The sequence below is a fragment of the Nocardia gipuzkoensis genome (genome assembly GCF_021183645.1).
Taxonomy (GTDB): Bacteria; Actinomycetota; Actinomycetes; order Mycobacteriales; family Mycobacteriaceae; genus Nocardia; species Nocardia abscessus.
In genome coordinates this window covers 3,937,866-3,961,396 of sequence record NZ_CP089225.1, presented here as the reverse complement: position 1 = coordinate 3,961,396, position 23,531 = coordinate 3,937,866, and the positions used below count along the sequence as shown (strand labels likewise).

The 23,531-nt window shown below is 68.9% G+C and carries 26 protein-coding genes and 1 tRNA gene; 9 read left to right on the top strand and 18 right to left on the bottom strand.

The features are described from left to right. Positions 1-7: 7 nt before the first annotated feature. The 6 genes from LTT66_RS17540 to LTT66_RS17515 form a co-directional block, all read right to left on the bottom strand. Positions 8-1,135, bottom strand: a complete 1,128-nt coding sequence (locus tag LTT66_RS17540; RefSeq protein ID WP_233068812.1) for a glycosyltransferase — start codon at positions 1,133-1,135, stop codon at positions 8-10. 92 nt (positions 1,136-1,227) lie between these two features. Continuing rightward, complete coding sequence (locus LTT66_RS17535) at positions 1,228-3,069, bottom strand: putative bifunctional diguanylate cyclase/phosphodiesterase (protein WP_269822024.1); 1,842 nt, start codon at positions 3,067-3,069, stop codon at positions 1,228-1,230. Between the two features lie 43 nt (positions 3,070-3,112). Continuing rightward, complete coding sequence (locus LTT66_RS17530) at positions 3,113-5,248, bottom strand: Rv1355c family protein (RefSeq protein WP_233068811.1); 2,136 nt, start codon at positions 5,246-5,248, stop codon at positions 3,113-3,115. Further along, on the bottom strand, positions 5,238-6,011 hold the full coding sequence (locus LTT66_RS17525; RefSeq protein WP_233068809.1) for a hypothetical protein: 774 nt from the start codon (positions 6,009-6,011) through the stop codon (positions 5,238-5,240). Before LTT66_RS17525 ends, LTT66_RS17530 begins: the two co-directional genes overlap by 11 nt. Positions 6,012-6,259: 248 nt before the next feature. Beyond that, entirely contained in the window at positions 6,260-6,694 is a 435-nt protein-coding gene (locus LTT66_RS17520) for an effector binding domain-containing protein (protein WP_195067771.1), read from the bottom strand. Next, positions 6,691-7,134, bottom strand: coding sequence for a GyrI-like domain-containing protein (locus tag LTT66_RS17515; RefSeq protein WP_039801088.1), 444 nt, complete (start codon positions 7,132-7,134; stop codon positions 6,691-6,693). The genes LTT66_RS17520 and LTT66_RS17515 overlap by 4 nt, the downstream gene beginning before the upstream one ends. 348 nt (positions 7,135-7,482) lie before the next feature. On the opposite strand from LTT66_RS17515, the gene LTT66_RS17510 reads away from it, so the two are divergent. Then, the gene (locus LTT66_RS17510; protein WP_408638856.1) at positions 7,483-8,241 is read left to right on the top strand and encodes a uracil-DNA glycosylase; all 759 of its coding nucleotides are present in this window, start codon (positions 7,483-7,485) and stop codon (positions 8,239-8,241) included. Positions 8,242-8,273: 32 nt separating this feature from the next. Here LTT66_RS17510 and LTT66_RS17505 read toward each other — a convergent pair whose 3' ends face one another. From LTT66_RS17505 to LTT66_RS17495, 3 genes are all read right to left on the bottom strand, one after another. After that, complete coding sequence (locus LTT66_RS17505; protein WP_043697915.1) at positions 8,274-8,507, bottom strand: hypothetical protein; 234 nt, start codon at positions 8,505-8,507, stop codon at positions 8,274-8,276. 89 nt (positions 8,508-8,596) lie between these two features. Next, the gene (locus LTT66_RS17500; protein WP_233068807.1) at positions 8,597-8,782 is read right to left on the bottom strand and encodes a ferredoxin; all 186 of its coding nucleotides are present in this window, start codon (positions 8,780-8,782) and stop codon (positions 8,597-8,599) included. A gap of 3 nt (positions 8,783-8,785) precedes the next feature. Continuing rightward, on the bottom strand, positions 8,786-10,249 hold the full coding sequence (locus LTT66_RS17495) for a cytochrome P450 (protein WP_233068805.1): 1,464 nt from the start codon (positions 10,247-10,249) through the stop codon (positions 8,786-8,788). Between the two features lie 101 nt (positions 10,250-10,350). Between LTT66_RS17495 and LTT66_RS17490 the strand changes: the two genes are divergently transcribed. Beyond that, positions 10,351-11,016, top strand: coding sequence for a TetR/AcrR family transcriptional regulator (locus LTT66_RS17490; RefSeq protein WP_233068803.1), 666 nt, complete (start codon positions 10,351-10,353; stop codon positions 11,014-11,016). Here LTT66_RS17490 and LTT66_RS17485 read toward each other — a convergent pair. After that, positions 11,000-11,626, bottom strand: coding sequence for a TetR/AcrR family transcriptional regulator (locus LTT66_RS17485; RefSeq protein ID WP_233068801.1), 627 nt, complete (start codon positions 11,624-11,626; stop codon positions 11,000-11,002). The two genes, LTT66_RS17490 and LTT66_RS17485, sit on opposite strands and share 17 nt — an antisense overlap. 305 nt (positions 11,627-11,931) lie before the next feature. Here LTT66_RS17485 and LTT66_RS17480 point away from each other — a divergent pair, with 305 nt between their 5' ends. The 4 genes from LTT66_RS17480 (at position 11,932) to LTT66_RS17465 (ending at position 14,165) form a co-directional block, all read left to right on the top strand. Then, positions 11,932-12,360, top strand: coding sequence for a DUF2511 domain-containing protein (locus LTT66_RS17480; RefSeq protein ID WP_233068799.1), 429 nt, complete (start codon positions 11,932-11,934; stop codon positions 12,358-12,360). A 300-nt stretch (positions 12,361-12,660) separates the two neighbouring features. Then, a complete protein-coding gene (locus LTT66_RS17475) occupies positions 12,661-13,197 on the top strand; it encodes a hypothetical protein (RefSeq protein WP_233068790.1) in 537 nt (178 codons plus the stop codon). 249 nt (positions 13,198-13,446) lie between these two features. Beyond that, positions 13,447-13,755: a hypothetical protein gene (locus LTT66_RS17470; RefSeq protein WP_233068788.1), complete on the top strand. Its 309-nt coding sequence runs from the start codon at positions 13,447-13,449 to the stop codon at positions 13,753-13,755. After that, positions 13,749-14,165, top strand: coding sequence for a type II toxin-antitoxin system VapC family toxin (locus LTT66_RS17465; RefSeq protein ID WP_233068786.1), 417 nt, complete (start codon positions 13,749-13,751; stop codon positions 14,163-14,165). The genes LTT66_RS17470 and LTT66_RS17465 overlap by 7 nt, the downstream gene beginning before the upstream one ends. A gap of 308 nt (positions 14,166-14,473) precedes the next feature. Here LTT66_RS17465 and LTT66_RS17460 read toward each other — a convergent pair. The 5 genes from LTT66_RS17460 to LTT66_RS17440 all read right to left on the bottom strand — a co-directional run bounded on the left by LTT66_RS17460 (position 14,474) and on the right by LTT66_RS17440 (position 19,007). Continuing rightward, a tRNA-Ala gene (locus LTT66_RS17460) sits at positions 14,474-14,546 on the bottom strand. 90 nt (positions 14,547-14,636) lie between these two features. Then, positions 14,637-15,719: a divisome protein SepX/GlpR gene (sepX, locus tag LTT66_RS17455; protein ID WP_233068784.1), complete on the bottom strand. Its 1,083-nt coding sequence runs from the start codon at positions 15,717-15,719 to the stop codon at positions 14,637-14,639. 260 nt (positions 15,720-15,979) lie between these two features. Next, on the bottom strand, positions 15,980-16,630 hold the full coding sequence (locus LTT66_RS17450; protein ID WP_181719526.1) for a GNAT family N-acetyltransferase: 651 nt from the start codon (positions 16,628-16,630) through the stop codon (positions 15,980-15,982). 12 nt (positions 16,631-16,642) lie between these two features. Continuing rightward, positions 16,643-17,899 carry a molybdotransferase-like divisome protein Glp gene (gene glp / locus LTT66_RS17445; RefSeq protein WP_181719440.1) on the bottom strand — a complete coding sequence of 419 codons (1,257 nt, stop codon included), beginning with the start codon at positions 17,897-17,899 and terminating at the stop codon, positions 16,643-16,645. A gap of 151 nt (positions 17,900-18,050) precedes the next feature. Beyond that, positions 18,051-19,007 (bottom strand): UTP--glucose-1-phosphate uridylyltransferase, encoded by a 957-nt coding sequence (locus LTT66_RS17440; protein WP_233069299.1) that lies wholly within the window; start codon positions 19,005-19,007, stop codon positions 18,051-18,053. A 69-nt stretch (positions 19,008-19,076) separates the two neighbouring features. On the opposite strand from LTT66_RS17440, the gene LTT66_RS17435 reads away from it, so the two are divergent. The 3 genes from LTT66_RS17435 to LTT66_RS17425 all read left to right on the top strand — a co-directional run bounded on the left by LTT66_RS17435 (position 19,077) and on the right by LTT66_RS17425 (position 20,802). After that, positions 19,077-19,685 carry a 5-formyltetrahydrofolate cyclo-ligase gene (locus LTT66_RS17435; RefSeq protein WP_233068782.1) on the top strand — a complete coding sequence of 203 codons (609 nt, stop codon included), beginning with the start codon at positions 19,077-19,079 and terminating at the stop codon, positions 19,683-19,685. 69 nt (positions 19,686-19,754) lie between these two features. Further along, positions 19,755-20,048: an FmdB family zinc ribbon protein gene (locus tag LTT66_RS17430; RefSeq protein WP_233068780.1), complete on the top strand. Its 294-nt coding sequence runs from the start codon at positions 19,755-19,757 to the stop codon at positions 20,046-20,048. Between the two features lie 88 nt (positions 20,049-20,136). Then, positions 20,137-20,802: an SAF domain-containing protein gene (locus tag LTT66_RS17425; protein WP_233068779.1), complete on the top strand. Its 666-nt coding sequence runs from the start codon at positions 20,137-20,139 to the stop codon at positions 20,800-20,802. An 89-nt stretch (positions 20,803-20,891) separates the two neighbouring features. Here LTT66_RS17425 and LTT66_RS17420 read toward each other — a convergent pair whose 3' ends face one another. The 3 genes from LTT66_RS17420 to LTT66_RS17410 form a co-directional block, all read right to left on the bottom strand. After that, the gene (locus LTT66_RS17420) at positions 20,892-21,563 is read right to left on the bottom strand and encodes an MspA family porin (protein WP_233068775.1); all 672 of its coding nucleotides are present in this window, start codon (positions 21,561-21,563) and stop codon (positions 20,892-20,894) included. Between the two features lie 64 nt (positions 21,564-21,627). After that, positions 21,628-22,302 (bottom strand): MspA family porin, encoded by a 675-nt coding sequence (locus LTT66_RS17415; RefSeq protein ID WP_233068772.1) that lies wholly within the window; start codon positions 22,300-22,302, stop codon positions 21,628-21,630. A 698-nt stretch (positions 22,303-23,000) separates the two neighbouring features. After that, on the bottom strand, positions 23,001-23,495 hold the full coding sequence (locus tag LTT66_RS17410; protein ID WP_195044576.1) for a MogA/MoaB family molybdenum cofactor biosynthesis protein: 495 nt from the start codon (positions 23,493-23,495) through the stop codon (positions 23,001-23,003). Positions 23,496-23,531: the final 36 nt, after the last annotated feature.

The following is a 23,531-nucleotide window of genomic DNA, read 5'->3' as shown; positions in this document are numbered from 1 at the left end:
GACGCCGCTAACGACCCAGCACCGCGAGCATGCCCGCGACGGCCCGTGGCCAGGTGAACTGCTCGGCACGGCTGCGTGCGGCTCGGCGCCGGCCGGCCTGCGGCATGGCCAGTACGTCGCTGACCGCGCGCGCGAAGGCGGAGGGATGGTCGGCGGCCACCGCGCCGCAGTCGGCGGTCACGATGTCGGCCAGCGCCGAGGATCGGCTCGCCACCACCGGCGTGCCCGCCGCGAGTGCTTCCAGTGCCGCGAGGCCGAAGGTCTCGTGCGGGCCGGGTGCCAGCGAGACATCCGCGGTGGCAAGCAGTTTGGCGACCATCGCGCGCTCGGAGATGAATCCGGTGAAATGTACGGCGGGCACCCCGCCCGGCAGCGGGGCCAGCGCGCGAGCCCGCCGCTGCAACGCGTCCCGGCGCGGGCCGTCCCCGGCGACGACCAACCGCGCCTCGATGCCCGCCTCGCGCAACGCGCCGACCGCCTCGATGCTGCGGTCCACCCGCTTCTCGACCGACAACCGGCCGCAGTGCACCAGCAGCGGATGACCTGGCACGCCGAGATCGGCGCGCAGCCTGCGATCGCGCCGATGCGGATTGAACAGGTCGAGGTCCACCCCGAGCGGGACCAACTCCACGTTCGCCGCGCCGATGCGCAGAAACTCTTCGCGGGCGAACTCGGTGGTGCACACGACCATGTCGTAGTCGGTGGCGGTGTGCCGGTTGGCCACGTCGGCGCAGCGGCGCGCCACCGGGCCGGGCAGCACCTGGCCCAGCAGCCGGTCGAGCCGCTCGTGCGAGATCATCACGCCGGTCACGTCGCGCCGCCGCGCCCAGCGACCGAAGCCGCGCAGCGTGAGCCGGTCGGACACCTCCAGCACGTCGGGCCGCAAACCGTTGAGCACGTCGGCCACCCGGCGCGGGTCCGCGGCACGGTAGCCCCCGGTCCCCGGAATGGCCAACGCGGGCAGCGTGATCCGCACGACCCCCGTCGGCAGGATCTCCTCCGAGCGGCGCGGTCCCGGCACGATCAGCGCCACATCGTGTCCGGCGGACACATACCCCTCACCCAGGTGGTGCAGCGCCGTGCGCAGCCCACCCGAACGCGGGCCGTAGAAGTTCGCCAGCTGAACTATGCGCACGTGGCCGATCGTGCAGCGGATCGGGTTACCCGCGCCCAACGGTGCGTGAACGGCCGTGAAAGAACCGGATAACCGCGGCTGCGGCCGCGGTCTCAGAGCGCGGGCAGCCCGCGCCCGGCCCTGGGCAGATCGAGGTCGAGCGGGATCCGGCCTGCGGCGAGGTGCGCCTCGACCTGCTCGGCGGGCATCGGCTTCGCGATCAGGAAGCCCTGCGCGCGGTAGCAGCCGAGACCGACCAGCGTGCGCGCGGCGACCGCCGTCTCGACGCCCTCGCCGACGACGCCGAGCCCGAACGAGCCGGCCAGGCCGATGATGGATTTCACGATGGCCAGGTCGTCGGTGCTGGCGCCGAGCCGCTGCACGAACCCGCGATCGATCTTCACCGCGTCCACCGGCAGCGCCTTCAGATGCGACAGCGAGCTGTAGCCGGTGCCGAAGTCGTCGATGGCGATCTGCACGCCCATCCGCTTCAGCCCGCGCAGCGTGACCTGCGTGCGGGCCAGGTCCTGCACCACGACGTGCTCGGTGATCTCCAGGCACACCGAGCTGCCGTCGATGCCGAACAGGCGCAGGATGTCCTCGATGCGCTCGACGAAATCCAGGCTGACCAGCTGCACCGGTGACACGTTGATCCGCATCACCACGTTGCCCGCCAGCCCGCGGCGGCGCCATTCGGCGAACTGCGCACAGGCCGAGCGGATGACCCAGCGCCCCAGCTCACCGGCGAGGTTGGTGGCCTCGGCGACGGTGACGAACGCGGCGGGCGGCAGCAGGCCCCTGGTCGGGTGCAGCCAGCGGACCAGCGCCTCCAACGCGACGATACGGCCCGTGCGCAGGTCCACCTCGGGCTGGAAGTGCAGCAGCAGCGAGCCGTCCGACACCGCGCCGCGCAGATTGAGCTCCACGTCGTCTTGGAGTTCGAACTGAGCGCGCATGGTGTCGGTGAAGACCGCGACGCCGTTGCCGCCACCCGATTTCGCCGACAGCAGTGCATGGTCGGCGCGGCGCAGCACATCGGCGACGGTGGTCTCACCGGGGAAGCCGAGCGCCACGCCGACGCTGGCGCCCCGGCTGACGGACTCGCCGCCGACGGTGACGCGCCGGGCGATCAACTGCTGGATGCGGTTGGCCTCGTATTCGGCGGCCACCGCGTCCATCGGCTTGGCCGGAACGATGACGAATTCGTCGCCGCCCAGGCGGGCGATCATGTCGTTCGGGTCCAGGTTCTCCCGCAATCGCGTCGACAACGTGCGGATGAAGTTGTCCCCGGCGGTGTGACCGAGGAAGTCGTTGAGGGCTTTCAAGCGGTCCAGGTCGAGGAAGAAGGCGGCCACCGGGCCGGGGCTGCCGGAGCGTAATCGCTCCTCCATGTGCTCGAGCAGCGCGCGTCGATTCGCCAGGCCGGTCAAGTCGTCGTGCAGGGCGATATATCGGAGCCGCTCCTCCGCCACCACCCGCGCCTGTAGTTGCGCGAACAGCGCCGCGATAGCGGTGAGCACGTTGAGTTCGCGGTTGCTCCACTCGCGGTCGCCCGACTTGACGAACCCGAGCACGCCGGTCGGCTCGCCCCGCGACAGCAGCGGCACCGCCGCCGAGGTCACCCCGGCGATGCCGGACCCGCGGCGGACGGTCTCCTGGTAGTCGGCGAATTCCGGGGTCGGGCGCGCGACCATCGGCTCGGTGGCGTTCTCCAGCGCCCGGAACACCGGGTCGGCGCCGTCGAAGTAGATCACGCCGAGCGGGTCCGGATCGGGCACGTTCTGCCGGTGCGGCCACTCCGCGATGAGCACGGTTGCCCGACGTTCGCGGTCGGTGTGTCGCACGTAGCTGAAATCGACGTCGAAGTACTCAACCAGTTGAGCGAGCACGCGTTCGGTGGCGGCGACCATGGTCGTGGCGTCCACACCCATGAGCTCAGAGGCGACCTGGGTCACCAACGAGTCGAGTGTCCGCCGTGGCACATTGTCTCCGATCGCGCTAACTACTGGTGTCCACACCGAGCACGGGACGCCGCCTGCTGCGTACGGTGGCGGCGGAGGCGTAGCTCAGGCGAAGCACCAACGCCATGGTCTCATGCTCAGGCACTTCCAGCAGGTCCAGGAAACGGCCCTGAAGTGACGTTAGTGTATCCGCGAAGTCGGGAGAAATCGCAGCAAGTTCCGCATGGCGTCGGGCGTAGAGGTATACCGGCGAAATCGGTTGCACACACAATCCGAGGCGCTCGGCCCGCACCCAAACCCGCGCGACGGCCGCGCCCGCCTCCGCATAGTCGGTCAATCGCGGGTCGGTCGCCTCGAAGGTGACCGCCAGAATGGCGGAGCTGGACCGCACCCGGTCGGCGGTGTATTTCCCCAGCGCCGAGCCGCCCGACCACGATCGCAACTGCGCCATGACGTCGGCGCGGGTGGTGATCTCGAATGCCGCCCACTCGTCGTCGGTCAACTCCAAGCTGCGTGCGTCGATCCCGGTGTCCGGGTCGTCGTCCGGCCACCGAACTTCGGCGAGCATTTCCTCGTACAACCGGGGCGTGAGATAGCGAATGCGATCGGAATCCGCCAGCAAACACGCAGCTTCCTCAATACCCTGCCGATCCACCACCGCGCGCACCCGCGCGCCCGCCGATTCGGCGACCGCTGCGAGCGCGTCGAGCACCCCGTCGGCCAGCCCGGCCCCGGTGCCGACCCTGCGGTTGGTCTCGCGACGCAGGACAGCGGGATAGTCGGCGGCCAGATCGGCACTTCGGGCGTTCCCCAGCCGCAGACGGGCGAGAAGACGACCGGACCCCGGCGCGCCCTCGACGAACTCGTGCGGGCCGAGAATCCCGTGTGCGGCCGCGGCGACCCGCGCGTTGTACACAGCCGCGCCGAGCGCGACGGCGCTGCCGCGATAGCCGATGTCCATCGCCGTGCTGTGCTCGGGCGACAGCTCGATCGAGATCTCACTTTCCCTGGTTCGCAACGACCAGGGCTGCATGTTTCCCCCGGACGGCGCCCGCTGCGCGCAGGCCAGGACGCTCTCGATCGGTCCGCCTGCGGGCTCGGGCGGCGCCGGTGCCCAGATCGGCTCGTCGTTCGGCGGCGGGTCGGCCAGCTCGTCGAGGTGCCGTTCCACGTCGACCCGGACGCGACCGGAATCCAGCTTCGTCCCCAGTCCGATGCGGCGGACGGCGGCGACCACACCGGCGGCGCCGAGCGCGACGTCACCGGCCAGCTGCGGCCAGCTGGTCACCGTCTCGCCGACTTCGACCAGGCTCGCGCCCAGCCGCGGCGACAGCCCCGCGGCGCCGAGCAGCTTCACCACGAACGGCGCCTTCTCCCTGGAGGAGAGCCCGCGCAGATCCGCCGCGCGGATGTCGCCGAGTAATCCGTGAAACGCCGGGCGCTCGGGTTCGAGATCGAAACGCTCCACGTCCAGCAAACCGCGGTCGCTGGTCTCCATGAGCAGTGGAATTCGATGCCGAGCCGCCGCCTCCCTGATCACGAGTTTCATATCGAGCGAATCACATTCTTCGACGACGATCGCGAGACCGTCCAAGAACTCGTCCACCGAATTCTCGTCGACTCCCGCCTCGAAGACCTGCACCGGCAGATAGGGATCCAACTCGGCAATATGGCGCGCGGTTACCACCGCTTTGTTGACGCCGATATCGAACAGCGTTCCCGGAACCCGGTTGAGATTGGACAACTCGATTTCGTCGAGATCGGCCAAGCGCAATCCACCGCAAACGCCCTCGAGTGCGAGCAGATGCGCGATCGCATGCCCCGCGCTCTGCCCGATGATCCCGATGGTGCGTTCGGCGAGACGATCCTGTTCGGCTCTGGTCAGTTTGTTCCGATTGCGATCCAGCCGAATCGCCCGGAAAGTTCGCGGCCCCGGCAATCCGACCACCGCGGCTCGCCACGGGTAGTAGATCCAGCGATCCGCTTCGGGCCCCTCCGGAATATCCGGCGCGGCAACCATTTTGGCGCGCTCGGTGTGCAACGACGCACGCAGGTCGCGGAATTCGATGTGCGGGTCCGCGCGCAGTGCGGCGAGCATCCGGGCGTCCTCCGGATCCGCCGGGTCGAGGATCAGTGGCCGGTGGTCCGCCACTCGGGGCCGGTCATCGTCCATGTCCGCGCCGGCCCTCCGTCTCCCGGCCGATTCCGCACCGCGTGCCGGGCGCGGCCGCGGCGGGCAGGCCGAGCGCGTCCTGTTCGGCCTGCGTGAGAGACCGCTGCGTTTCCTCGGCGAACGCGGGGTAACTCCGAGTGTCCCACCACAGCGGGACGGTTCGGTAACGCTCGTCCGGATACGGCACCGCGGGAACGCGCTCGGCGGGCACAGCGCCGCACGCCTGGTGCCGGGCCACGGTGAAGGAGGCCACCGTCGCGAAGCCGTAGCGGGCGCCGAGCAGCCGCGCGGCGTGCAGCACCGTGCGCGAGATGGCGGCGCCGAGTTCGGCCCGGTTGGCCGCGTCCCGGGCGACCCACGCGCCCTTGGCCTCGATCACGCCGTGCGGTATCCGGTCGGCGATCATCCGGTGCAAGGCGTCCGCGCCCGGCTGACCGGCCCATTCGACCAGCGCGTGCGCCTGCCGCGCATCGGTGTAGGGCCCTTGCATCCGCACCCCCGCGAGCATGTCGCCCTCGGCGTCGAGGGCGGTGAAGAACAGCGACGTCGATCCACCGTCGGCGACCGCGTCGTATTCGAGTGCGTGTTCGACTCCGAAACGCCGGTAAACGTCCAGCGCCCCGTTCAGATACCGGTGCCAGAGCTCCGGCTGAACGCTCGGTTCGGAGACAAAGAACGCACATTCGGATTGCGCGTCGTAATACCGCAGCACTCCCCGCCCACGGGAGTTCCTCGGCACGACTGCAATCAGATCCACAGTCATGTTGTTCCCACTCCATCGCCGCGCTGTCATGCGCGATAGTCCAGCCCGATGCAGCCCCCCGCGGCCCTGCGCCGAGATGAAGTTGCCCAGGGCAGTATCCGTCATCGGACAGGAATTGACCAGCCGTCCGGCTAATTTCCCGAAAACTCCGCGGTACATACGATGTCTTCGCAGGTCAAACCCTGTGCAGTCAATACCGTAAATAACGTGGAGACCAGTCGGTTCTGGCGTAGCTACCGTCTAGCAAGCTATACGAGGATGGAAATGAACAACTCGACCGACTCCGGGCCGTGCCAGATCTCGATCTCTTCACGGTAAGCACGGGTGATCTCGGCCGAGGCCGTGGCGTCGTCGACCTGCGCCCAGACGTCCTCCACCGGATCGTGATAGTCGCCGTTCGGCGCGAAACGGGCGTAAACGCCTTTCGGCACCCGCACCAAGATGTCGCCCACCGGCACGGCGTCCGGAGCGGGGTACTCGAAGCACACCACCGCGTTGTAGTTCCCGGCCGGATCCGGCACGTACACCGTGTACATCGGATGGTCCTCGCCCGCCCGGTCGCGCAGCCGGTCCTTCAGGAACTCGATCAGGTCGCTGTTGCTGACCTTGAAGCTCGGGCGCACGCGCGGGACGACCAGCCCGCCGTAGACCGCTTCGGCACGCACCACGATCGCATAGCTCATCGCGCGTCGACCGCCAGGTACAGATCGATCTTGTAGGCGTGCGGATAACACTCGAAATCGCCGGTGTAGGTGCGTTTGATCTGGTTGTGCTCCTCGGCGTAGGCGATCTGCGTCCACAGGTCGGTCATCACCTGCGGGAAGTTACCGACCGAGGAGAACCGGGCATAGGCGCCGCGCGGCAGCCGAGCGACCAGGTGACCGCGGGTGACGTCGTCGAAGGACGCGCACTGGTAGCCGACGATCTGGGTGTTGTAGGTGCCGAGTTCACCGGTGTAATCGGTGTAGGCGCTGGCCAGCGGCCCGCCGAGTTCCTGGTGCAGCACCGCCGCCCAAGCGGCCTCCAGATCGCGGTCCCGCAGTTCCCCGAGCGCGCGTTTGGGGCTGCGTACCGGCAGCCCGGCAACCCACGTCTCGTCCCGCTCGACGATTTCAAACTGCATGAAAAGACTCTTTCGAAGGAAGCCGGAGGTCAACCACCGCATCCGGTCAGTCGGAAACGCCATGCTACCAACCCGGACCGGGTGGTACCGATCACATATCGGCCCCAAGTGCCGCACGATCACCCCGCTGAACTGGACAGATGTCCGAAGCGGTACGGTCCGGACGGGACCGGTCGGCGAACGAGTGCGCCGTCCGGTCGCGCCGAGGCACAGTGGGCACGATCGTCCGGTTCGCCCATCCCGTGGCACCACCGAACGGAGTTCTGATGACCGAGACGCCGATCTCCGGCCGACGCAGGCGCGCCGCCGCGGGACACCGGTACGAGCATCCCGCCGGCAGTGCCACCGATCCGGGCGGCCGGTACTGACATGTGCCGAACCATCGCCGAACTCGACGCGACGGTCGCCGACTGCTTCGCCTGCCCGCGCCTGGTGGCCTGGCGCGAACTCGTCGCGAAACAGAAGCGCGCCGCCTTCCGCGACCAGACCTATTGGGGCAGGCCGGTCCCCGGCTTCGGTCCGGCGGACGCGCGGATGCTGCTCGTCGGCCTCGCGCCCGCCGCGCACGGCGGCAATCGCACCGGCCGCATGTTCACCGGCGACCGCAGCGGCGACGTGCTCTACGCGGCGCTGCACGCGGTAGGTCTGGCCAATCAGCCGACCGCGGTCAGCCGCGACGACGGCCTGCGCCTGCACGGTGTCCGGATCACCGCCCCGGTGCACTGCGCGCCGCCGGACAACAAGCCGACGCCGGAGGAACGAGACCGTTGCGGTCACTGGCTGGACACCGAATTGCGCTTGCTGGCCCCCACCGTGCGCTCGGTGGTGGTACTCGGCGCGTTCGGCTGGCAGGCCCTGCTCCCGGTGCTTGCCCGGGCGGGCTGGGTAGTACCGCGTCCGCGCCCGAAGTTCGGCCACGGCGCGCACGTGGAACTGGCCGCGACCGACGCCGGCCGGCGCCCGCTGCACCTGTTCGGCTGCTATCACGTCAGCCAGCAGAACACCTTCACCGGCCGGCTCACTCCGGCCATGCTCGAGGCGGTACTCGCCGACGCGGCGGCGGCCGCCGGGCTCGAGGTGCGGCGCGGGCACGCACCGCGCGGCTGATCGGTCGTGCACCGCCGCTTCGATCCGGCGGCTCAGACGTGGTCGACCAGGGCCGGATGACCTGCTTCGTGGGCGCAGTGCGCACAGCAGAAGTAGTCGCCGCGCGCCTCGACCCCGTGGCCGAGGATGCGGCAGGAACAGTGCGTGCACGTCGGGGCCATGGCGTTGATCGCGCATTCGAAGCTGTCGAAGGTGGCGGATTCGCCGTCCCGGGTGATGGTGAAGGTCTTGTCGTACTCGTTTCCGCACGTGTCGCAGGTGGCCATGGGGTTTCACCGGTCCTCTCGCGTCGATGGGCAGAGCATCGCAGTTCGCGGTACCCAGCGCGGGTGAGGCAAAACGGGCCCCGGCGATCTCAGGCCAGGCGCAGCGCCCCGACCGGGCAGCTGTCGACCACCAGCTCGAGCAGTTCCCGATCGGGCGGTACGTCGGTGTCGGCCGGCGCGACGATCCCGTCGGCACCGACGCGGAACAGGTCGGGCGCTAGTGCTTCGCACATGCCGTGCCCGGCGCACAGGGTGCGGTCGGCGATGATCCGCATCGGTCAGATCCGTTCCAGCCGGATGGGCAGGCCATCGGCGGGCACCGGGCCGGTTCCGGCGACCAGCGGCACCTGGTAGCCGTCCGGCACGCTCCAGCGGTACCGCAACAGCATCTGGTGCACGACTGCTTTCACCGTCATGCCGCCGAAGTAGAGGCCGATGCACTTGTGCGCGCCGCCGCCGAAGGGCGCCCACGCGAAGCGGTGCGATCGGTCCTCACGGCGGTGATCGGCGAAACGTTCCGGGTCGAAGGTGTCGGCATCGTGCCAGTACGCCTCGTTGCGCATGAGACCGTACGTGCCGCACAGGATGAACGTCCCCTTCGGCAGGTAGTAACCGAGGATGTCGGTGTCGGCGATGGTTTCGCGGACCTGCTGGGCCACCGGCGAATAGACGCGCAGCGCCTCCTTGAACGCGAGGTCGAGCGAGGGCAGGCGATCGAGATCGTCGTAGCCCAGCGCGGGCTTGCCCAGCGCGACGGATTCCGCGCGCAGCCGCTCCTGCCACTCCGGATGCCTGCCGAGCTCGTAGACGAGCATGGACGCGGCGATGGTGCTGGTGTCGTGGGCGGCCATCATCACGAAGATCATGTGCTCGACCACCTCGGCGTCGGTGAAGGTCTCGCCGTCGGCGGTGCTCGCCCGGCACAGGACGCTGAACAGGTCGTCGCCGCCGCCCGCGCGCTTGGCGGGCAACTCCCGGCGGAAGTGCTCCTCGAGCACCCGGCGTCCGCGCATGCCGCGGGCCCACACTCCGCCCGGCACGTTCGCCCGGATCAGCGCGGCCCCTCCGCGCACCGCGTCCTCGAAGGCGCGCTCCAGCCGTGCCGCGTCCGCGCTGAGTTCGGCGCCCGCGAAGACTTCGGTGGCCTGCTGGAGCAGCAGTTCCTTGATCGCGCGGTAGACGCGGAAGTCGTCGGCGGGTTCCCACCGCGCGATGCCACGGGTGATTCGCGGCGTGGTCAGGCCCAGGTAGCCGATCAATCGCGGCCGGGTGAAGGCCTGCTGCATGATGCGCCGGTGGAAAAGGTGCTCGTCGAAATCGCGCAGCAGCAGTCCGCCGCGGAAGAACGGGCCGATCAGCCACTCCCAGCCGCGCTGCGCCGACAACACCTTGTCCCGGTCCAGCATCACCGCCTCGTACCCCTCCGGACTGCCGATGGTGACCATCCGCCGACCGAGCATGCCCATCCACTGCACCGGGCCCAAGCGATCGAACCTGCTGCGCGCGAACCGGATCGGATCGGCCAGCGCGTTCAGCGTGTAACCGATCCCGGGGGGCCCGAAGTCGCCGGGCACGGGTTTCAGCCCGCTGCCCGGCGGCGGATCGGCCAGCGGACGCACCGGCGCCGGGTAGGACGCGATCAGCCGCGCAGCTGCCCGCTGCGCGTGCCACGCCCAGGTGACCCGCGCCTGGCGGACCGTGCCGGAGACCTCGTTGATCGACTGGGGCACAAGCAGACTCATGGCCGTCTTCCCTTCGCGACTCTGCGATGGTCCGACGATATAGGAAACAACCGTTTCCGTAAACGTTTGTTTCCCAATAGCGGCTGTGCCAAGCTGACGGGGTGACCCGTACCGTCAGCGGCACCTACCGCGGAGCCTCCACGGCCGAGCGCCGCGAGGATCGGCGCAGGCGGCTGCTCGACGCGGCCCTGGACATCATCGGCACCCAGGGGTTGTCGGCGTTGACCGTGCGCGGCGTGTGCGAGCAGGCCAAGGTCGGCCCGCGATTCTTCTACGAAGCGTTCCCCGACCTCGACGCACTCGCCTCCGGCGTGCTGGTCGAGATCCAGCAGGCGGCGCTCGACCGGGCGAAGGCCGCGATCGCCGAGACCGCGGGCACGCCGGGCGACCGGATCCGCGCCGGAGTCGCGGCCCTCATCGTGGAACTCACCGACGACCCGCGGCGGGCGAAGGTCGCGTTCGCCCAGACCTACGGGGACGAGGCGCTGATGCGCAGCCGGTTCGCGGGCATGCGCCAGGTCGCCGACGTCATCATCGAGCAGACCCGTCTCGTGCTCGAACTGCCCGAAGGACAGGACACCGCGATCGCCGCGACCTCCCAGCTGATCACCGGCGGTGCGGCCGAACTGGTGCTGGTCTGGCTGGACGGCGGACTCGACGTCGACCGGGCCGGGCTGATCGCGCTGCTCGCGGACTACACCGTGGCGATGATCGATCGGCTGCCCGCGGTCGCCGGACGGCTGTCCGGCCTCACACCAGATTCCTGATCAGCGCGGACATCAGCGGCTCGCGCAGCCCGGGGAGCGCGGCGAAGTCGCCCGCGACGACGCGATTGGTCGCCAACGACACGACCGCGCCGATCACCGCCTCGCCCACCAGCTGCTGATGCGGCCGGGCCGCCCCGAGCGCGGCGGCGAACCCGTCCACCAACGCGGCCTGGGCCGCCAGCCGCCGCTCCAGCACCGGCCTTCCCGCCGCGTACACCTCCACCAGGAAAACCCTCGCGACCTGCGGCTCCTGCGCCAAGGTAGCGAAGTACGCGTCGAGCGCGCGATCCACCCGTTCGAGCGGAGTGCCCTCGCCCGCGAGCGCGCCCGCGATGCGGGTCATCACGATCTCCACAGCCATGTCGTAGGCGGCGAGGAAACACGCCTCTTTGTTCGCGAAATGCTGGTAGAAGGTCATCCGCGAGACCTCGGCCCGCTTCAGCACATCCGCCACCGTCGCCGCCGCGTACCCCTTGTCCGCGGCGGACTCGATCATCGCCACCAGCATGCGGGCCCGCTGCGCGGCGACCACGTCTTCCGGGGCGATCCCGTGGTTTCCGCCGTGCAGTTTCCCGCCGGCCCGCGCCTTCAGCAACGATCCTCGCTCCACGCTCCGATGCTAAGCACTCGCGCGGTCGCGCGGGCCCGGAAACACGGCGGCCTGCCTTCGCCGCCCTGCCCACCGGCCGGGGGCGGGTGCAGGCCGACGTGACCACCGACTACCCCCATATGTCAGCTCCCACGGTGGAGATCCGGATCCGCTGACCCACTGCACTCGACCGATGTCGTCGAAGTCCTCTTGTCGGGCGTGGTGGAGTCGCAGCGGCACCAAACCCCTGGCGCTACAGTGGCTTCGGTCAGTAAGCTGCCTGCCGAGCGCAGGGGGACAGCGCGACCGCAGAGGGGGAGACTCGGATGGCCGTGTCAGCAGGACGCACCGATAGCGGTACTCGACCGGGAAGAGGCCGCAGAGCACTGCTCACATGTCTCATCGCCGGCGCTCTGGCGTCCAGCGCATGCGGCGGCGGCTCGGGACCGAAGAACCCCGCACACCCGACACCGTCGCCCCTCCCACCACCCATCTCCAACAGTCAGGCCATCCGCAGCGAAAACCTGGGCTACCTGTGGCCGCTGACCATCGATCACGGCACCCTGGAATGCCGTCCCGGCGATCAAGCCGTGTTCATCGCCCCGGACGGCACCGCCTACGCTCTGAACGGCAACGCGTCCGACGCCGGCGCGGCCGACATCGAACCCCTGCGCGCCACCGGCGCGGGAAACGACAAGATCAGCCTCGGAGCCATGCGGACCAAAGCCCTCTCCCTCTGCCACCAGCACGGCTGAGCAAATCCGGAACAGCTGCCCGGCAGTCATCGCATCGCGGTATGCGGACGGAACGAGAACGACTTGCAGGGATCGGCGCCTGGGGAGACCGGCGATCACCCGGCAGCGCGAGCATGCCGGGGCAGTTTCGCGAAAGTAGGCGGTTGATGGCGATGCGGCGGCGGTGCCCGGCTCCTAGACTGGGGAACTGCGGCACGGTCGACCGTCGAAGGGCTCCGGCAACTCCACGATCGGCATAACTCGAAGTCCCGATCCGGCATGGGCCGGTACATCCGGCCCGGTTTCATGGAGGAGGGCCGCATGCCCGATCCGTTCCATATGCGCGTGTGTCTACTCGGCGAGGGTTGCGTCTGCCCCACGGTCACCCTGTTCCTGTCCCCGGAGCCACTGATCCCCGGCGGCAACATGCTGCACCTGCTCGAACAGGCCCCGCTCTCCGACGAGACCGGCGCCCCGACTCCTGACGCCGAACTCATCGACTTGGTCCAGAGCGAGCCGGCTCCCCCCGGCCGAGGGGTCCGCACCGAACTCCAGGTGTTCCACACCGACCGCCCCGACCCACACCGAATCCACGCCATCCTGCACGACCACCACATCACCGCCGCCGCCCCGATGGGCCTGGATGTCAGCGACCCCGCCGAACTGATCCGCCTGGCCCTACTCCCCGAACACCCCATCGGCTACCGCCGCATCGACGACTTCCAACAGGAAGCAACCTCCCGCGCCATGCTCGCCGTCTACCGCCTGTTCGAGGTAGACCAACGCGTCCGCCTCACCTACCACGGCTTCGCCGACCCGACCACGGGCTGGTTCGCTTTGCGCACGGCGATCGCCTGACTGCGGCGAGTTCATACCGATTGGTGCGCCTACGGGGTGTCGATAACCCTGACGAACGATCTGAACTGGACCAGAGAATCCTCGTTGCCCGACGCCGTATCTGCTCCATGGCGTCGATGAAGTTGGCGACCGAATTGCCACGCCCGCCCCGGCCGAATCGCCATCACCATGGCGATCAGAGTTCTTCGGCAGCGGTCTCGGCCTTGAATGTTTGCCTCGTCTCTGGGCGATGCCCAGTAAACTCGAGGCGTGACAGCAGCCCATGACTACGAGGCGATCCACCACATGGTGGACCGGTTGTCTCCGGCGCAGGCCCGACGGCTGAGGCTGCTGGTGACCGAACCTGAGCAGATCGGCACCGAGGACACCGAACTGTTGCAGGCAGTCAACAAGGTTGTGCGCGCACTGGGCATCGCACATGATGCCGGGAAAAGCTCGGAAGAATTCACGCTACGCCGCAGGTCGCTGGGATTCATCGGCACGCTCGACGCCGAACCGGAGCTGGCGGAAAGGTCTGGAGACTTGGCTCGTGAGGGCTTGGGCGGCATCGAGTGCTGATTCTCGATACCGGTCCGATCGTCGCCGCTATCAACAAACGCGACAATCGGCACGCCGAGTGCGCGCGGTTACTGGAATCAGCACCGGGTCCGTTGGTTGTCCCTGCGCCAGTGCTCACGGAGGTGTGCTATCTCCTCGAACAACGCAGTGGCACGCATTCGGAGGCCCTCTTCATCGCAGCGCTCCGCGACGGTGACCTGTCATTGGAGCCATTGACGTCAGGCGACTTGCGGCGGATACACGAATTGATCCTCACCTACGCCGACTTGCCGCTCGGCGCTGTGGACGCCTCGGTCATCGCTGTTGCGGAACGCCTAGGTGCGGGGTCCGTCGCAACATTGGACGTCAAGCATTTCCTCGTGGTCAAACCGAAACACGTAGCGGCATTCAACCTGCTGCCAACGCGTTAGGCCGCGAGACGACGGCATCGGTACGTCGCGTTTGCCGCCGCGCCGCGAGCAGCAGTCCGGTTTGACAGAGCCAAGGAGTGGCCGCGCCACGCTCACCAGCGCGACCTTCCACGAGTGCGCATCGCGGAAGCGAACCATGACCGCCCCCAACGCGACCACGAACGAGGGAATCCGGGACGCGGCACCGGGACTGGCAAGCGCGGGGGTCCGGCGGCGAAGCCCGCCGGGCGAGGCGGAGAGGTTGCATCCCACATAACACGCGGAACGCAAAAGGCTCATGCTCTCTATGAGCATGAGCCTGCGATGCGTGGAGCTAAGGGGAATCGAACCCCTGACCTTCTCGATGCGAACGAGACGCGCTACCAACTGCGCTATAGCCCCGTGCGGCTCCGGGGAACCGCGCTGTGACACTGTATCAGGCCATGGTGCCAGACTCCGAATCGGTGCTGTGACCTGCGCGGATGGTTGGGATCACGCGCCGGCGGCGCGGCGGATGTCGCTGTTTGTGCGGGTGCGCAGGGCGCGCGCGGTGGCGGGGTCGAAGGGGTCGAGGTGGGCGAACATGGGGTCTTCGTCGTCGGGCTCGAGCAGGGTGGAGCGGCGGCGGAGGGCGCGGGCGGTGTCGCGGTCCATCGCGCCTTGCGGGGCGCGGCCGCGTCGCGTGCGGGGATCGGCTTCCCCCTGCTGGCCGCGACCGAGGCGGGCGGCGCGCCTGCGGCGGATCTCCTCCTCCATCCGCACCTGCTTGCGCAAATAGGCCAGGTAGGTCACCAGCACGGTGACGGCGAGTCCGCAGGCCCACCACAGCAGCGGGGTGAGTACCAACGCGAGGGCGCCGGACAGGATGGCGGCCAGCAGCAGGCCCAGCACGGCGCGCTGCCGGAAGGTGTAGCGGGCGGCGCGGGCGATGGCATCGGCCTCGGGGTCGTAGCCGCCGCGGCCACGGCGGGTGGGGACGAAATCCGGTTCCATCGGGTCGGCGTCGTCGTAATCGTCGTAGTCGTCGTACGCGTCGTAGTCCACGCGGGCGGGCACGGTGGAGCGCGCAGGCGGGATTCTGGCCGCGACCGGCTCCGGGTGGTGTGCGCCCACGCCGTCATCATCGGTCTCCGCGTCGATCTTCGCAGCGACTTCGGCGGCTTCGTCGTCTTCCGACTCGTCGTCGTCCGGTGCGGCGGGCGCGTGGTCGTCGGCCTCGGCGTCGTCCGTTTCGGCGTCAGCGATGTCGTATGCCGCGGTGTCGTCGGCCGCGGGCGGGTTCTCCTCGTCGGTCTCGGTGACGGGCTCGTCGGCCGGTGTCGTCATCCGGTCCTCCGCATCATCGCTGTGGGAATGCTCTCTCGGTACGCGGCGGGGCCGCCAGTTCGGATCGGTTTCGTGCCCGGCGGCCGGGCCTTTCCTGAGACGTCGTTTGCCTCCGCCGCGGTGCAGGACTCTGGTGGCCAGCGCGGCGTCGGTGGTCCGCCGGATTCTGGGGTGGCGGTCGGCGAGAATCGGGAACAGAACGAAGACCCAGAGCACGACGAGACCGATCCACAGGATCGAATTCGGCATCGCGTCAGCACCTCCGTCCCGCCAGGATTTGTCCGGCTCGGCCCGCGAGCGGTGCGTCACACGCCCCGCGCTCGGCCGGCTCCCGTCCGCGCAGCGGCGTGGACGCCGGTCCCCTCGCAGGCTCCCTGCCGATGACGCAAGACGCACCATCGACGTCCGTAGGCTAATTCCGGGTAGCACCAAGTTCCGGCAGGCGCGCCGTGCTCATCCGCCACACCTGTCACATTTCCACCAACGCCACCGCGGTTCGGTGGCCGGTTCTACTGGAGGGTGACGCGCCCCTCTCGCACCATCCGGTCCAGGACCGTTCCGGCGATTTCCTCGACGGTCATGCCGACCAGCAGGTGGTCCCGCCAGGCGCCGTCCACGTCGAGGTAGCGCCGCAGCAGCCCCTCCTCCCGGAAACCGACATTCCGCAGCACCGCTTGGCTGGCCAGATTCTCCGGTCGCACGGTGGCCTCGATCCGGTGCAGACCTACCGGTCCGAAGCAGTGGTCGACGCCGAGCGCCAGCGCTGCGGTCGCGACGCCCTGCCCGCTGAGATCTTTGGCCACCCAGTAGCCGATCCAAGCCGAGCGCAGTGCGCCACGCACGATATTGCCGATGGTCAGCTGCCCGCTGAATGCCCCGTCCACTTCGATCACGAGCGGGATCATCGCGCCGCGCCGGGCCTCTGCTTTCAAGCTCGACCACAGCGAGGGCCAGTTGGAGGCGTGATTGCGCGCCTCCCACGCCCCGCGGCCGGTCGGCTCCCACGGCTCGAGATGGGCCCGGTCCCGCAACCGGATCCGGCTCCAAGCCGCCGCGTCACGCAAACGCACCGGGCGCAAGGTCACCTGTCCCGCGGCCGCCCGGACCGGGCCGAGTCGTGCGGGCCACCCCGGATGCTGCGTGACCCGGAAAACGTTCATCGCGTCCACGACTCATCCGCGCTGCGCGAGGAAGGCGACCTGAACTTCGTCACCGGTGCGGATCTCGGTGTCGTCCGGATCGATCACGATCAGGCTGTTCGCTTCGGCGAGCGTGGCGAGCAGGTGCGAGGACGAGTTCCCGCCGCCGAGCGGCTGCACGAGGTACTCGCCGGTCGCCTCGTCCCGCATGAGCTGCGCGCGCAGGTAGCCCTTGCGCCCGGCCATGGAACTGATCGGCGTGATGGTGCGCGCGCTGATGATCCGGCGCATGGGATGCCTGCGCCCCAGAGCGATTCGAATCAGGGGCCGCACCATCACCTCGAAAACCACCAGTGCCCCGACCGGGTTGGACGGCAGCAGGAAAGTCGGCACCTCGTCGCGGCCGAGCCGGCCGAAGCCCTGCACCGAGCCGGGATGCATGGCCACGCGGGTGATCTCCAGTTCCCCGAGCCCTTCGAGCGCCTCCCGGACCTGCTCGGAGGCCCACCCGCCGACCGCGCCGGCGATGACGACCACCTCGGAGCGCACCAACTGCCCCTCGATCACGTCACGCAACCGGCGCGGATCCGAACTCACGATGCCGACGCGGTTCACGTCCGCGCCAGCGTCCCGCGCGGCCGCGGCCAGCGCGTAGGAGTTCACGTCGTAGACCTGGCCGGGACCGGGTGTGCGGTCGATATCGATCAGCTCGCCACCAACCGAGAGCACCGATAGTCGCGGGCGCGGGTGCACCAGTACTTTGTCCTGGCCGACCGCGGCGAGCAGACCGACTTGCGCGGCGCCGATGATGGTGCCCGCGCGCACCGCGACGTCGCCGGGCTGGACATCGTCACCGACCCGCCGGACGTAGTCGCCGGAGCGCACCGGCTCGTACACCTTGATCCTGGCGCGCCCGCCGTCGGTGAAGTCCAACGGGAGCACCGCGTCGGCGAGGGTAGGCATCGGGGCGCCGGTGTCCACCCGGACGGTCTGGCGCGGTTGCAGGCGGATCGGCTGGCGCGAACCGGCAACCACCTCGCCGACCACGGGGAGGGTCAGGTCGACGAGATCGCCCGCCTCGTCGCGGATGTCGGCCCCGGCCGAGGCGACGTCGACGCTGCGCACGGCGTAACCGTCGATGGCGGCCTGGTCGAAGCCGGGCAACGGCCGCTCGGTGACCACGTCCTCGGCGCACAGCAGGCCCTGGGCCTCGGAAATCGCGACCCGGACCGGCCGGGGCGCGACTGCCGCGGCGGTCACCTTGATCTGCTGATCCTCAACCGAGCGCATCCAGCCCTTCCTGATTTCTCCGCACTCCATCCGACCTCGCCTGCGCGGGCACGCGCAATCCCGCCGCGGCGCAAGCGCATTCGCGCGCACCGCGGTGAACCATCATTCGTACCCGACGGTCCAGGCTCGGCGAAACCCCCGGCCGGGTCCGTCAGTCGTCGGTCGTCAGCTGCGGATCCCAGTCCGGACCGAGGCGGTGCTGCAGCCACTCCCGCAGGGCGGGGCCGTATTCCTCTCGTTCCAGTGCGAAATCGACCGCAGCACGAAGATAACCGCCCGGGTTGCCCAAATCGTGGCGCGACCCACGGTGCACCACGACATGAACCGGATGTCCCTCGGCGATCAGCAGGGCGACGGCGTCGGTGAGCTGCAATTCACCGCCCGCGCCGGGCTCGATGCGGCGCAGCGCGTCGAAGATCGCGCGGTCGAGCAGGTACCGGCCCGCGGCGGCGAACGTCGACGGCGCGTCGGCGAGCGCGGGCTTCTCCACCATTCCCTTGACGCGCAGCACGTTCGGATTCACCGCGTCCGGCACCGGCGCCACGTCGAACACGCCGTACGCGCTGACCTCGTCCTTGGGGACGTCGATGGCGCACAGCACCGTTCCACCGCGCTTGCGGCGCACCCGGCACATCACGTCGAGCACGCCGCGGGGCAGCACGAGGTCGTCGGGCAGCAGGACCGCGATGGCGTCCTCGTCGTCGTCGAGCGCCTGTTCGGCCTGGGCCACCGCGTGACCGAGCCCCAGCGGCTCCTCCTGCACGACCGAGGTGACGTCGAGCAGCCCCGGCGCCTTGCGCACCTTCTCCAGCAGCTGGTACTTGCCGCGCTCGGCCAGCGTGCTCTCCAGGACCAGGTCTTCGACGAAGTGCGCGACCACGCCGTCCTTGCCCGGAGACGTGACGATCACCAGCCGTTCGGCGCCTGATTCGGCCGCCTCGGCGGCCACCAGCTCGATGCCGGGGGTGTCCACGACAGGAAGAAGTTCTTTGGGCACCGTCTTGGTCGCGGGCAGGAACCGTGTCCCGAGCCCGGCCGCGGGCACCACGGCCGTGCGGAAGCACGACACCACCGAGGCGTCACCGGGCTTTCCGGCCTTTGCTGTCATACGCATACCCTATCCATCCATCACGCCGCCGGGTCGGCGTCGCGCCGGCCCCGGTCCCGCGGTGAGCCTATGGTGATCACTGTGGAGATGCCCGGCGAGCGCGATAAACATGCATGGCGCATCGAACTGGTCGCCCGCCGAGGTGTGATGAGCGCCACGGAGCGGGAAAAGGAGGCGTTAGCCCTGGCCGTTGCGGTCGGCACGTTGGACGCGCACGGGTGGGTCTGCGCGTATGTGCCGGTCGCCGGCGAACCGGGATCCACAGCGATGCTGGACGCGCTGCTCGCCGACGGCGCGCGGGTGCTGCTGCCCGTCACCGGCCCGCCCGGGCCGCTGAGCTGGGCGGAGTACACCGGCGCGGACGCGCTGCGCCGGGCCCGCTACGGACTGCTGGAGCCCATCGGGGCCGTGCTGCCGCCGGATACCGTGGCCAGGGCCGAGCTCATCTTGGTCCCCGCGCTCGCGGTGGATCGCCGTGGTGTGCGGCTCGGCCGCGGTGCGGGCTATTACGACCGCACGCTGCCCGCCGCGCGGCCGGACGCCCGGCTGGTCGCGGTCGTCCGGGACGACGAGCTGCTCGACCGGCTGCCCGAGGAACCGCACGATCTGCGCATGGGCTGGGCGCTCACGCCGCGCGGTGGCCTGCGACGACTCGGCGACGATTACCCTGAGGAATGAAACACCGATTGGCGGTGTTGGCACTGTCGGCTGTAGAGTGCCAGATCGACGAACACCGCGGAGGATCCTGTGCCTACTTACTCGTATGCGTGCACCCAGTGTGACAACCGCTTCGACATCGTTCAGTCCTTCTCCGACGAAGCGCTGAGCGTGTGCTCGGAGTGCTCCGGGAAGCTGCGCAAGCTGTTCAATTCGGTCGGCATCGTCTTCAAGGGCAGCGGTTTCTACCGCACCGACAGCCGCGGTGGTTCCTCCACCGCCAGCGAGCCCGCCAAGTCCGACAGCAGCAACTCGAGTTCGTCTTCGGACTCCGGGTCGTCGAGCGGGTCCGCCGCGTCCACCAGCACGGCCGTGGCCAGCTGATTCGACGGTTTTCCACAGCCGGTCACCCTATCCACAGCCCCCGGTGATCCGGGCCGGGTGAGTGCACGTCCGGCCATAGGATCCGGCCATGACTCGCGCATTCGCCGACTTCGGCCGCGGCGGCTGGAATCCTTCCGGGTGGCAGCGACCGCCCTGGGCCGACATCGTGCTGGTCCGGCGGCTGGCCGCCGCCGCTCTCGCCGCGCTCGCGGCGTTTCTCTTCCTCCGTGGTGACCCGCACACGGAACGCACGCCGGTCGTCGTCGCGGGCCGCGATCTCGCGCCCGGACGACTTCTGCAGGCAGGTGACCTGCGCTCCGCGCCGCGCGAGGCGGGCACACTGCCCGCGGGCGCGGTCACCGATCCCGCCGCCCTCATCGGCGCGACGCTGACCAGCGCGGTGCGTCAGGGCGAGATTCTCACCGACCTGCGCGTCGTCGGTCCGCGCTCGGCCGCGGCGGCCACCGGCGCGCGCGAGGCCAGGATCGTGCCCGTCCGCCTGGCCGATACGGCGGTCGCCGACATCCTGCGCGCGGGCGATCGCGTCGACGTGATCGGCGCGGAAGACGCGAGCGGACCCGGTAGCCGCCCGGCCCGCACGCTTGCCACCGATGCCGTCGTCATTCTGGTCTCCGGTGTGGGCGACGGACGTACAGCCGCCGAACGCGTGGTTCTGGTCGCGATGGACGCCGAGCACGCCACCGCCGTGGCCGGGGCGTCACTGCGCACCGCGCTCACCGTCGTCTTCCACTGACCCACTGACAGCGTTGGCGGGACATACGCGAAACGGGCCTGTCGTGACGGCGACAGGCCCGTTCGCATTGCGTGAGGGGATATCCGAGATCAGCCGAGGCTGAACGGCGCTCCCCACAACGTCACCCAGGTGATGACGTTGTCGGTTTCGACCTCGACACTCACGAATGCACGCGCCTGCGCGTAGCCCCCGCAACCGTTCAAACCGATGGTCTCATCGGCCCACGTCACCGAACCACTGGTGCCCTTGAACGCATTACGCGTCTTGTGCGTCTCGTTACCGAAGTCATCGGCCTGCTCCAGATCGAGCACATAGAACGACTTCGCCTGGCCCGGACCCAACGACAGGTTGCCGCCCGAGTTGGCGCCCACGCCGCCGGTGACGTTCTGTCCGTCGCTCCAGTCCACGTTGCCGTCCACGCCGCCGGTGGCACCGCCACCGGCGATGTTCACCTGGCAACCAACGGTGTAACCCGGGAAGATCTTGCCCCCGGCCGCACCGGAGAGCTCGACCTGCGCACTACCCGACACCCACGCATTACGGTGCAACGGCGTCGAACCCATGGACGGGTTGATATTGGCCGACTCACCGGCCAGACGAATAGTCACGACAGTGCCATCCGACAGCGTCTTGGTGAGCTCGCCGCCCGGCAGCGGAACGAAGGTGTCGGCGTTGGCCGCACCGGTGGAGAACAGTCCCATGGCAATGGTGGCAGCGGCGCCGACGCCGGCCATCCGCGCCAGGTTCTTACGGTTGATCATGGTTGATATCCCTCGAGGGTTGAGTCGCTTCAGCGGGAGGATGGTTCGTTGGATTCGACAGACGTCAGCCGATGCTGAACGGCATCCCGTAGAGGGTGGTCTTCGAGTAGTGATCGCCGATGATCTCGACGACCGTGTACGAACGCGCCTGCGCGTAACCCGCGCAGCCCTGGATCTGGATCTCCGCGTCCTGGTACTCGACGGAGTACACGCCGGGCTTGAGGATGTCCTTGTAGTCGATCTGAACGAACTTGACCTCACCGGGACCGAGGTTGATACCGATCGAACCACCGGCACTGGCGCCGCTGAGGTTCACGCTGCCGGACACACCGGCGGAAATCGCGTCGTCGGCGATGCTGACCTGGCAGCCGACGATGTAACCGGTGCTCAGCTGCGACGCGCCGTGCGTCGAGGAGTTGTTGGTTCCGGGGTTTCCGGTCGGACCATTGTTCGGGCCGATCTCCCCCTCGGGGGTGACGGTGACGTCGGCGACCGCGTTGCCCGAAACCCAGACCACGCGCCCGGCGCCGTTGGCGGCCAGCGACGGCGAGATCACGGCCCGCTCTCCGTTCCGGGTGATCGTCACGCCGGGTCCCACCTTCTGGCCGTCCGGCAACGGCACGAAGGTGTCGGCGTTGGCAGCGCCGGTCGAAAGCAGGCCCATGGCAACAGCCGCGGCAGCGCCGAGGCCCGCGGCGCGGGCACCGCGGCGCAGACCTGTGGTGCGGTTCTCGCTCATACTTCCCCTCATCAGGTTCAAACAGTCAACCTCGACCATCGAGGCTGGACAGTGGTCCTCTCAGGCCCAGCTCAGTGTGTCGCTCCTTTGTTGCCGATGTGTAACCGGTTGTTATTTCGGCGCAACGGACCAGCTGACGACGGAACCGAGCCGAGTTCCGCCGAACGGCTTCGTGTAACGCCGGTTCCCGGGCCTGTGGGGTCCATTCGTCAATTGGCTCGATGGGGAGATTAAACGTTCCATAACGAGGCACGCAACGCGGGGTTTCGTAAAGTTCAAAGTGATCTACATCACAGGTGCGCGCATTTGAATATGGCTTGACGTGCATAAATGCAGGCTCGCTACAGCCGGACCGGGCAAATTATCCGTTCGGCCAGCACAGGAGCGCCACTGATCCGATACGCGGACGCAGCCGCAAGTATCTCGTCAGGGTTACTTTCACCCGGAATCGATCACCGGAAGATAACGAAGCGGAGCCACACCTGGTACGTAGCTACTACGTAGATAACGGTCTCAGCCGTGATGCGGGGGCACCTGGCCGCGCAGCCACTCGTCGCCGGACCGGGTGTCCTCACGGTCGTCGCGCTCGTCGCCGGTGGTCTCGGGCAGCGTGTCACCGAAGATCTTCGCCAGGCGCGCGGCATCCCTCGCCCGGCGCGCGGCCGGGCGAGGGTTCTCGGCGGGAGTAGGGGCGGGGATTATTCGACCAATCCGGAGAGCTCGCCGATCACCCGGCTCGCGAGCGGGCCGAGAGTCGCCATGCCGTCCCGGATGGCGGACCGGGTGCCGGGCAGGTTGACCACCAGGGTGCTGCCGGACACGCCGGCGACACCGCGGGAAAGACCCGCGTCCAGCGAGCCGGCCACCCGGCCGGAGGAACGAAGGGCCTCGCTGATTCCGGGCAACTCGCGGTCGAGCACCTGAGAGGTGGCCTCCGGCGTCACGTCACGCGGGGACATTCCCGTGCCGCCGACGGAGATCACCAGATCGACGCCACCGATCACCGCGGTGTTGAGCGCATTGCGGATCTCCACCTCGTCGGCCTGCACCGACACCGACGCGTCCACGAGGAAACCCGCCTCGGTGAGCAGCTCGGTGACCAGCGGACCGAGCGAGTCAACACCTCCATGCGCCGTTCGATCGTCGACGACCACCACCAGAGCACGCCCCGCCACAGGAGCATCGATTTCCATGGTGCTCACCGTAGCGCCTGCGTCGAGCAACTCGGC

Bases quoted from the DNA above. Each gene is read 5' to 3' on its own strand.
- LTT66_RS17530 (WP_233068811.1), bottom strand. From the start codon at position 5,248: ATGGACGATGACCGGCCCCGAGTGGCGGACCACCGGCCACTGATCCTC.
- LTT66_RS17525 (WP_233068809.1), bottom strand. From the start codon at position 6,011: ATGACTGTGGATCTGATTGCAGTCGTGCCGAGGAACTCCCGTGGGCGG.
- LTT66_RS17520 (WP_195067771.1), bottom strand. From the start codon at position 6,694: ATGAGCTATGCGATCGTGGTGCGTGCCGAAGCGGTCTACGGCGGGCTG.
- LTT66_RS17515 (WP_039801088.1), bottom strand. From the start codon at position 7,134: ATGCAGTTTGAAATCGTCGAGCGGGACGAGACGTGGGTTGCCGGGCTG.
- LTT66_RS17505 (WP_043697915.1), bottom strand. From the start codon at position 8,507: ATGGCCACCTGCGACACGTGCGGAAACGAGTACGACAAGACCTTCACC.
- LTT66_RS17500 (WP_233068807.1), bottom strand. From the start codon at position 8,782: ATGCGGATCATCGCCGACCGCACCCTGTGCGCCGGGCACGGCATGTGC.
- LTT66_RS17495 (WP_233068805.1), bottom strand. From the start codon at position 10,249: ATGAGTCTGCTTGTGCCCCAGTCGATCAACGAGGTCTCCGGCACGGTC.
- LTT66_RS17480 (WP_233068799.1), top strand. From the start codon at position 11,932: ATGGCCGTGTCAGCAGGACGCACCGATAGCGGTACTCGACCGGGAAGA.
- LTT66_RS17475 (WP_233068790.1), top strand. From the start codon at position 12,661: ATGCCCGATCCGTTCCATATGCGCGTGTGTCTACTCGGCGAGGGTTGC.
- sepX (WP_233068784.1), bottom strand. From the start codon at position 15,719: ATGCCGAATTCGATCCTGTGGATCGGTCTCGTCGTGCTCTGGGTCTTC.
- LTT66_RS17450 (WP_181719526.1), bottom strand. From the start codon at position 16,630: ATGAACGTTTTCCGGGTCACGCAGCATCCGGGGTGGCCCGCACGACTC.
- glp (WP_181719440.1), bottom strand. From the start codon at position 17,899: ATGCGCTCGGTTGAGGATCAGCAGATCAAGGTGACCGCCGCGGCAGTC.
- LTT66_RS17440 (WP_233069299.1), bottom strand. From the start codon at position 19,007: ATGACAGCAAAGGCCGGAAAGCCCGGTGACGCCTCGGTGGTGTCGTGC.
- LTT66_RS17435 (WP_233068782.1), top strand. From the start codon at position 19,077: ATGGTGATCACTGTGGAGATGCCCGGCGAGCGCGATAAACATGCATGG.
- LTT66_RS17425 (WP_233068779.1), top strand. From the start codon at position 20,137: ATGACTCGCGCATTCGCCGACTTCGGCCGCGGCGGCTGGAATCCTTCC.
- LTT66_RS17420 (WP_233068775.1), bottom strand. From the start codon at position 21,563: ATGATCAACCGTAAGAACCTGGCGCGGATGGCCGGCGTCGGCGCCGCT.
- LTT66_RS17415 (WP_233068772.1), bottom strand. From the start codon at position 22,302: ATGAGCGAGAACCGCACCACAGGTCTGCGCCGCGGTGCCCGCGCCGCG.
- LTT66_RS17410 (WP_195044576.1), bottom strand. From the start codon at position 23,495: ATGGAAATCGATGCTCCTGTGGCGGGGCGTGCTCTGGTGGTGGTCGTC.